The sequence below is a fragment of the Bradyrhizobium australafricanum genome (genome assembly GCF_020329495.1).
Lineage (GTDB): Bacteria > Pseudomonadota > Alphaproteobacteria > Rhizobiales > Xanthobacteraceae > Bradyrhizobium > Bradyrhizobium australafricanum.
This window is the reverse complement of record NZ_JAGKJL010000141.1, coordinates 1-6,500: the sequence shown is the minus strand read 5'-3', so window position 1 is coordinate 6,500 and position 6,500 is coordinate 1. Positions and strand designations below refer to the sequence as shown.

The following is a 6,500-nucleotide window of genomic DNA, read 5'->3' as shown; positions in this document are numbered from 1 at the left end:
AAGCGCTCATTCAGGATGTTCCAGTCGATCAGCGCTGCCAACCGCACCAGCGGATGACCCATGTCGATGATCTGATCAAGCGCCGGAAGCAACAGGTCTTTCTGGCGATCATCCCGCGGCTTGCTCATCGCATTCCCCAATGTCGACGACGCTGTCAGGGAATCACGAATCACCCAAAAGCAAAACCTAAAACGCAAGAAAGCGAGGTCCAATACCCCGCTTTCCTGCAAAATCGAATACTACATCAAGACCAATTCTGCTTATTTCTCAAGTCAATCCGCATTCTTCACGGACGACTAATGAGCGGTCGTCGGCCGCATGGCTGCCTCCATTCGTGAGACGAGTTGAGGTAGCCGCGCGGTATTTCCCGCGCGGCTTGGATCGGGCTTGCCGTCCAGTCTGATTCAGGCGGCCTTGCCTTCGATCTGGGTCATGTTGCTCGGGGCCGCGCCATTGATCGCGATGCGGCGCGGCTTCATCGCCTCGGGAATCTCCCGCTGCAGGTCGATGACGAGCAGACCGTTCTCGAAGCGGGCGCCTCTCACTTCCACGTGGTCGGCGACCGTGAACTGGCGCTTAAAGTTGCGCGCCGGGATGCCGCGATGCAGGAAGGTCTTGCCTTCCTTGTCACTCTTGCGGCCCTCGAGCGTCAGGACGTTCTGTTCGACCGTCAGCGCGACCTCGTGCGGTGCGAAGCCGGCGAGCGCCACCGAAATCTGGAAGCGGTTTTCGTCGAGACGTTCGATGTTGTACGGGGGGTAGCTCTCTTCGGCGGTCCGCTGGACCTCGTCGAGAACGTCGAACAGGCGTTCGAACCCAATGGTCGACCTCCAGAGGGGAGTCCAATCATACCTCATATCCAAATCCTCCTTAGAGCAAGATGGGTACGAGCAGGCTCCGGACACCGTCCGGGCGCCCGTCTCATTCGCGGGACCCCAAAGGCGTCCCGGCCGCCGCGATGGCGACGCAAAAAGAATTTGGAATACCGAAAAAAGTTTCAAGGGCTCGGCGGATTTTTTTTTGCGCAAGGATTCGCGATGGTTTTTCGATGTTGGCGACCCTATTTGAAATGCCTCCTCCAGCCTCTCTCTCTCGCTCAGCGGGTCTGCTCCGCCTCGATCCGGTTTTGCTCTTGGCACGTTCGGCATCAAGGGATTCGGCCGCTCTCCGTGCTCCGCCGCCTTCAAACGCCGCCAGCGCTTTGGCGATTAGCTTTTCGCGACGGACCCGATGTTTCTGCCTCTTCCCTGTGGCGCTCGCCATCGCGCTGCTTGTGCGCGCTCGAACTGCGCAGCGGCCTTTGCGTTTCCAACCGACGATCTCCGCACCCGCGACTGCTTTCCTGCCGGGCCTCGACTCGCTCGTTCTTGGTATATTCTAATCACCTTTGACCCGCGCCGCTGGCGGCGCTGCCCCGCGATGAAGCGGATACAGAGATTGAGACCTCACGCCCGCGACGGCCCCGAAGGGCGCACAAGCGCCGGTCCTCGGACCGGCGGAAGACCTCCCACCCGGATATTGGCAGGCCATCCTGAAAAACCCGCGCGAGACCGGACTCGAAGCCCCCGGAGCGCCGCTGCGTCTCAGCCAGATTCTCCAGCACCTTCTGGGGTGGCTGTTGCCGATGCGGCAGGACGGTCGAGATCCAGAAAGTCGATGCTGCCCGTCAGATCGAATGATGATCCGGACAGCCCAACACGTTCGTGCGGTACTCACGGGCGACTGGACAAAACTTCAGAATATCTACAGCCGTCTCGAAGGCAGCCGTCTAAATCGAGATCGCAGAAGAGCGAAAGCGTACTGCCGCGGCTGTTTCTCGCGCAACTGAAGCTCAGGGATCTCCCGATGGATCAGAGGCTGCCAGCGAAAAAGGAATGGCGATTGCCAAGAGCAAATGGAAGCACAACCGCTCCTACGTCTTGGCAGACTACTTTGGGCGCCGCTTAGTCGATGCGCCGCCCGACGTCCTCGGTTATTCGACGATGCTCCCACACGCTTTTCGTGAATGCAGCGCACTTTGATGACGAGCACGCCGCATTTCGAGGGCAATCAGATTGGTACTCGGTAATAGTCATTTACCGATCGACCGGCCGCCGGATCATTCCAATTCCATGCCGTCTCATCACGATATTTGGGCGCGCCCTGCAGTTGGCTTTCTGTCACGCCAGTGACGTACCCGCCAAGATTGGTGTCGTACTTCAACGATTGCCAAGGCAGTGGATAGTGATCATCGCCGATGCCAAGAAGGCCGCCGAAGCTCAGGACCGCGTAGGAGACCTTTCCGCTCTTTTTGTCGATCATCACCCGCTCGATACTGCCGATCTTCTGACTGTCTGCACCGTAAACTGTCGTGCCTTCAACCTTGTCGCTGCCGATCAAGTTGCCGGATTCCTTCGCTTCGAGTCCCATAACATCCTCCGTTTAAGATCTTAACGGCAAATGTCTTCGGGAGAGCAAGGTTCCTACGATACGCCCGGTGCCAGCTTTAAGGTTGGGAAAAGGATGCAACCTTCGCCGTGGAAAGGCATTGCACGGCAATGATGCCCTTGTCACGGAGCTTGAAATGGCAAATGCAATCACAGTGCGGACGGCGATCGATATCGCTTGGAGCGTTTTCTGCGCCACTCACTCCGGGATTGATACATCAGATAGGCGTCGTTGTCTGCTTGAGCGTCACCTCTATGGGAGTTGGGATCGCCGCGAAGGCGATGCCGACGCGTGCGCAAGAGCTCCTCGAGCGCATCACTATAGAGGGCACGCGCGCGGTGATCGGCACCGCAAGGCCGGAGCATTGCCAAACTCGGTTCGGATGCAATCATCTTACTGCTCCGAGCGGTGCTTCCTAGCTAAAGGACCATCGATGCACATCGCCCAACTTGCCCTCGCTGAAAGCGTGCCTCCTAAGCTTTATGGAGGCGCCCGGCTCAACGTCCGGATTGCCGAGACCCAAAGCTTCTCTTTCACGACGAAGTAGCGGCCATCGGGCGTCACGGGATGCTTTATGCCGGCCACTTCTCAAATGAAGGGTTTGCCCCCGGTCACCGCGACGGTCGTGCCCGAAGTGTAGCTGGATAGCGGGTCGGCGAGCATCACGTAGGCTGTGGCGAGTTCAGCCGGCTGGCCAGCCCGCTTCAGCGGCACTTGCTTGCCAAAGTTCTTTACGGCCTCCTCTGGCATCGTCGAGGGAATAAGCGGGGTCCAAATTGGACCCGGCGCAACGGCATTCACCCGGATGCCGTTCTCCGCCAGCATCTGGGCCAGGCCGCCCGTAAAGTTCTGGATCGCTCCCTTCGTCGTCGCGTAGGCGAGCAGTATCGGATTCGGCATGTCGGAATTTACCGATGCCGTGTTAATGATGGCGCCTCCAGGCTTCATATGCGGGACCGCGGCCTTGGCGAGGTAAAACATCGCATGGATGTTCACCTCGAAAGTCATGCGCCATTCTTCGTCGCTGATGTCGCCGATGTCGGCGAAGGTCGCCTGATGCGCGGCATTATTGACGAGAATGTCGACGCCGCCAAGTTCCTGCACGGCGCGGTCGACCACGGTGCGGCAATGGTCGGCCGAGCGAAGGTCGCCCTCGACGAGGACAGCCCTGCGCCCTTCCTTCTCAATGATCGCCGCGACTTCTTTCGCATCGTCGCTTTCGTCAAGGTAGGCGATCAGGACGTCGGCGCCCTCGCGGGCGAAGGCTATGGCGACCGCGCGCCCGATGCCGCTGTCGCCGCCAGTAATAATGGCGCACTTGCCTTGAAGCCGTCCCGAGCCCTTATAGCTTGTCTCGCCATGATCCGGGCGCGGGTCCATCTTCCCCGTCGAGCCTGGCATGGGTTGTCGCTGGCTGGGAAACGGCGGTTTGGGATATTCGGGCATGATTCTGTCCTTTACTTCGTCCGGACGGCCTTAGCACCAACGGATTTCAGCACGTCCACGACGCGCTTCGGATCGTCGCCATGGAAGTCGACGGATACTTCGATCGGGCCCTCAAGCTTCTCGCCCGGCTTCGGCTTTACCTTCACGTCGGCGAGCGCGGGTCGATCGCCGGATGTATTGTCGGCGCCCCTCGGCTGCACCACGTCGGTTCTCTGGACTCCGCACTCCTGCACAACGTGCTCGACCGCGAGCTCTGCCGCGCGGCGAGTATCGAATTCGGCGACGAGGATGCCTTCCATGCGTGTCTCTTTCGGGCAGGCGATGGCAAACAACCAACTGCGTCCCCCGGTGTTCCTATGGGGGCCGGCGGCCTTCGATGAACTCGTTAGAGCGCTCGCTTCAAATATTCTGCTGTCCGGCTCCCGGAGGCAGCAACTTGATCCGGTCGTCCGGACGCCACGATGCGGCCTCCTTCGTTTCCAGCGCCAGGGCCGACTTCTACGATCCAGTCGCTCTCCGCTGCAACAGACATATCATGCTCGACCAGAACGACGGTGTTGCCAGCCTCGACGAGCCCTTGCAGTTGATTGCCGAGCTTTGTGACATCGGACGGATGCAGTCCCGTCGTCGGCTCGTCGAGCACATATAATGTGCCGCCACGATGGGCGCGCTGGAGCTCGGTGGCGAGTTTGACGCGTTGCGCCTCTCCTCCTGAAAGTTCGGTGGCCGACTGGCCAAGTCTAATGTAACCGAGCCCGACCTCGCGCAGAACGCCCAAAGAGCGCGAAAGAACGTCATCGTCTTTAAAGAACTCGAAAGCCGCGTCGACGGTCATCGCCAGCACATCGGCGATCGACTTGTCCCGTATCTTGATCTCGAGCGTTTTCGCGTTATAGCGAGCGCCCCGGCACGTCGGACACGGAGTATAGACGCTCGGAAGGAACAGCAGCTCTACGCATACATACCCTTCGCCCTCGCAGGTTTCGCAACGGCCCTTGGCCACATTGAACGAAAATCTGCCCGCGTCGTAGCGCCTGGCACGCGCCTGCTTCGTCCCGGCGAACAGTTTACGCACGTGATCGAGCAAGCCGGTGTAAGTCGCCAAATTGGACCGCGGGGTCCGGCCGATCGGCTTCTGATCGACCACAACGAGACGTTTAACGCGATCCAACCCTTCCGTAATTTCCCCACTCAGCGTACGCACGGTCTCCTGCAGCTCAGCTTCGTCCAGATCGGATTTTCGTTGCTGACCTAGGTTCTCCGCTATCGCCTCGACGAGAAACTGGCTGATGAGAGTGGATTTGCCCGAGCCGGACACGCCGGTCACACATGTAAGGACGCCGAGAGGGAGGTCGGCATCGAGACGGCTCAGGTTATTCCGCGTCACGTTCCGCAGCTTCAGCCAGCTGCTCGGCCGACGGATCTTGCATGGTGCCCTCGCGGCATCTTCGAACAGATACCTTCGTTTTTGGGGCGCCTCGACTTTGGCCAAACCGGCAAGGCGCCCGCTGTAGAGTATCCGACCGCCCTGGTCCCCGGCAGCGGGCCCAACGTCGACGATCCAGTCGGCCTCGCGCACCACATCGAGCTCGTGTTCAACGACAAAGAGCGAATTTCCCGATGCCTTCAGGCGCCCGAGTGCCCGCAAGAGCGCCTGAGTGTCTGCCGGGTGCAGGCCAGCGGAGGGCTCGTCCAGTACGTAGACGACCCCGAACAGGTTCGATCGGACCTGCGTCGCGAGCCACAGACGCTGCAGTTCGCCCGGCGATAACGTCGGCGTGCTGCGCTCTAAGGTGAGATAACCGAGGCCTAGCTCAAGCAGAACTTCGAGACGCCCGACGAGATCCTCGACGATTCTCTGAACGACAAGCGCCTTTTCGGGATGATCGTCGGTACCGTCTTTCTTGCTTCCATCAATATACGGTTTGATAAGCTCGTCGAGCTTGGCCAACGGCAGGCGAGACATCTCGGCAATGTCCATTCCTGCGAATTTGACCGAAAGTGCTTCTGCTTTTAGCCGCTTCCCATCGCAGACCGGGCAATCATCGCTCGACAGAAACTGCGCTACACGCCGCTTCATCATGACGCTCTGCGTGGTGGCATATGTCTGAAGCACGTACCGGCGGGCGCCGGTGAAGGTGCCCATATAGCTGGGCTCCTCCTTGCGCTTCAGGGCTTTTCGCGTCTCGGCTGGCGTGTATCCCGCATACACCGGTACGGTTGGCTGCTCGTCCGTGAAGAGAATCCAGTCACGATCTTTCTTCGAAAGCTCGCGCCACGGCCTATCGACGTCATACCCCAAGGTGACGAGAATGTCCCGGAGATTCTGGCCCTGCCAAGCCGAAGGCCAGGCCGCAATGGCGCGCTCACGGATCGTCAAAGTGTCGTCGGGTACCAGACTTCGTTCGACGACCTGATGAATTCGCCCGATGCCATGACAGTTCGGACAGGCGCCTTCCGGCGTGTTAGGCGAGAAGGACTCCGCGTAAAGCAAGGCCTGCCCGCGCAGATATGTGCCCGCCCGCGAATACAGTATGCGCAAGAGGTTGGAGAGCGTCGTGACGCTTCCCACCGACGACCTGGTTGTCGGCGATCCGCGCTGCTGCTGAAGGGCGACGGCTGGCGGC

7 protein-coding genes are annotated in these 6,500 nt (G+C 59.8%); 1 reads left to right on the top strand and 6 read right to left on the bottom strand.

The annotated features are described in order from the left end of the window. A partial coding sequence (locus J6525_RS45780) for a hypothetical protein (protein ID WP_225644121.1) occupies positions 1 to 212 on the bottom strand: 212 nt, incomplete at its 3' end. A gap of 192 nt (positions 213 to 404) precedes the next feature. Next, positions 405 to 857, bottom strand: a complete 453-nt coding sequence (locus J6525_RS45775; protein WP_141343083.1) for an Hsp20 family protein — start codon at positions 855 to 857, stop codon at positions 405 to 407. 1,017 nt (positions 858 to 1,874) lie between these two features. Here J6525_RS45775 and J6525_RS45770 point away from each other — a divergent pair. Continuing rightward, positions 1,875 to 2,021 carry a hypothetical protein gene (locus tag J6525_RS45770; protein ID WP_225649540.1) on the top strand — a complete coding sequence of 49 codons (147 nt, stop codon included), beginning with the start codon at positions 1,875 to 1,877 and terminating at the stop codon, positions 2,019 to 2,021. 28 nt (positions 2,022 to 2,049) lie between these two features. Here J6525_RS45770 and J6525_RS45765 read toward each other — a convergent pair whose 3' ends face one another. From J6525_RS45765 to J6525_RS45750, 4 genes are all read right to left on the bottom strand, one after another. Continuing rightward, a complete protein-coding gene (locus J6525_RS45765) occupies positions 2,050 to 2,409 on the bottom strand; it encodes a PRC-barrel domain-containing protein (RefSeq protein ID WP_225649539.1) in 360 nt (119 codons plus the stop codon). A 606-nt stretch (positions 2,410 to 3,015) separates the two neighbouring features. Continuing rightward, complete coding sequence (locus tag J6525_RS45760) at positions 3,016 to 3,873, bottom strand: glucose 1-dehydrogenase (protein ID WP_141342592.1); 858 nt, start codon at positions 3,871 to 3,873, stop codon at positions 3,016 to 3,018. 11 nt (positions 3,874 to 3,884) lie between these two features. Next, positions 3,885 to 4,172, bottom strand: a complete 288-nt coding sequence (locus J6525_RS45755) for a hypothetical protein (protein ID WP_225649538.1) — start codon at positions 4,170 to 4,172, stop codon at positions 3,885 to 3,887. Positions 4,173 to 4,258: 86 nt separating this feature from the next. Then, positions 4,259 to 6,500 (bottom strand): excinuclease ABC subunit UvrA (locus J6525_RS45750; RefSeq protein WP_225649537.1); only part of this gene is annotated, 2,242 nt, incomplete at its 5' end.

Excerpts from the sequence above, each read along its gene's own strand:
- J6525_RS45775 (WP_141343083.1), bottom strand. The coding sequence starts at position 857 with ATGAGGTATGATTGGACTCCCCTCTGGAGGTCGACCATTGGGTTCGAA.
- J6525_RS45770 (WP_225649540.1), top strand. The coding sequence starts at position 1,875 with ATGGCGATTGCCAAGAGCAAATGGAAGCACAACCGCTCCTACGTCTTG.
- J6525_RS45765 (WP_225649539.1), bottom strand. The coding sequence starts at position 2,409 with ATGGGACTCGAAGCGAAGGAATCCGGCAACTTGATCGGCAGCGACAAG.
- J6525_RS45760 (WP_141342592.1), bottom strand. The coding sequence starts at position 3,873 with ATGCCCGAATATCCCAAACCGCCGTTTCCCAGCCAGCGACAACCCATG.
- J6525_RS45755 (WP_225649538.1), bottom strand. The coding sequence starts at position 4,172 with ATGGAAGGCATCCTCGTCGCCGAATTCGATACTCGCCGCGCGGCAGAG.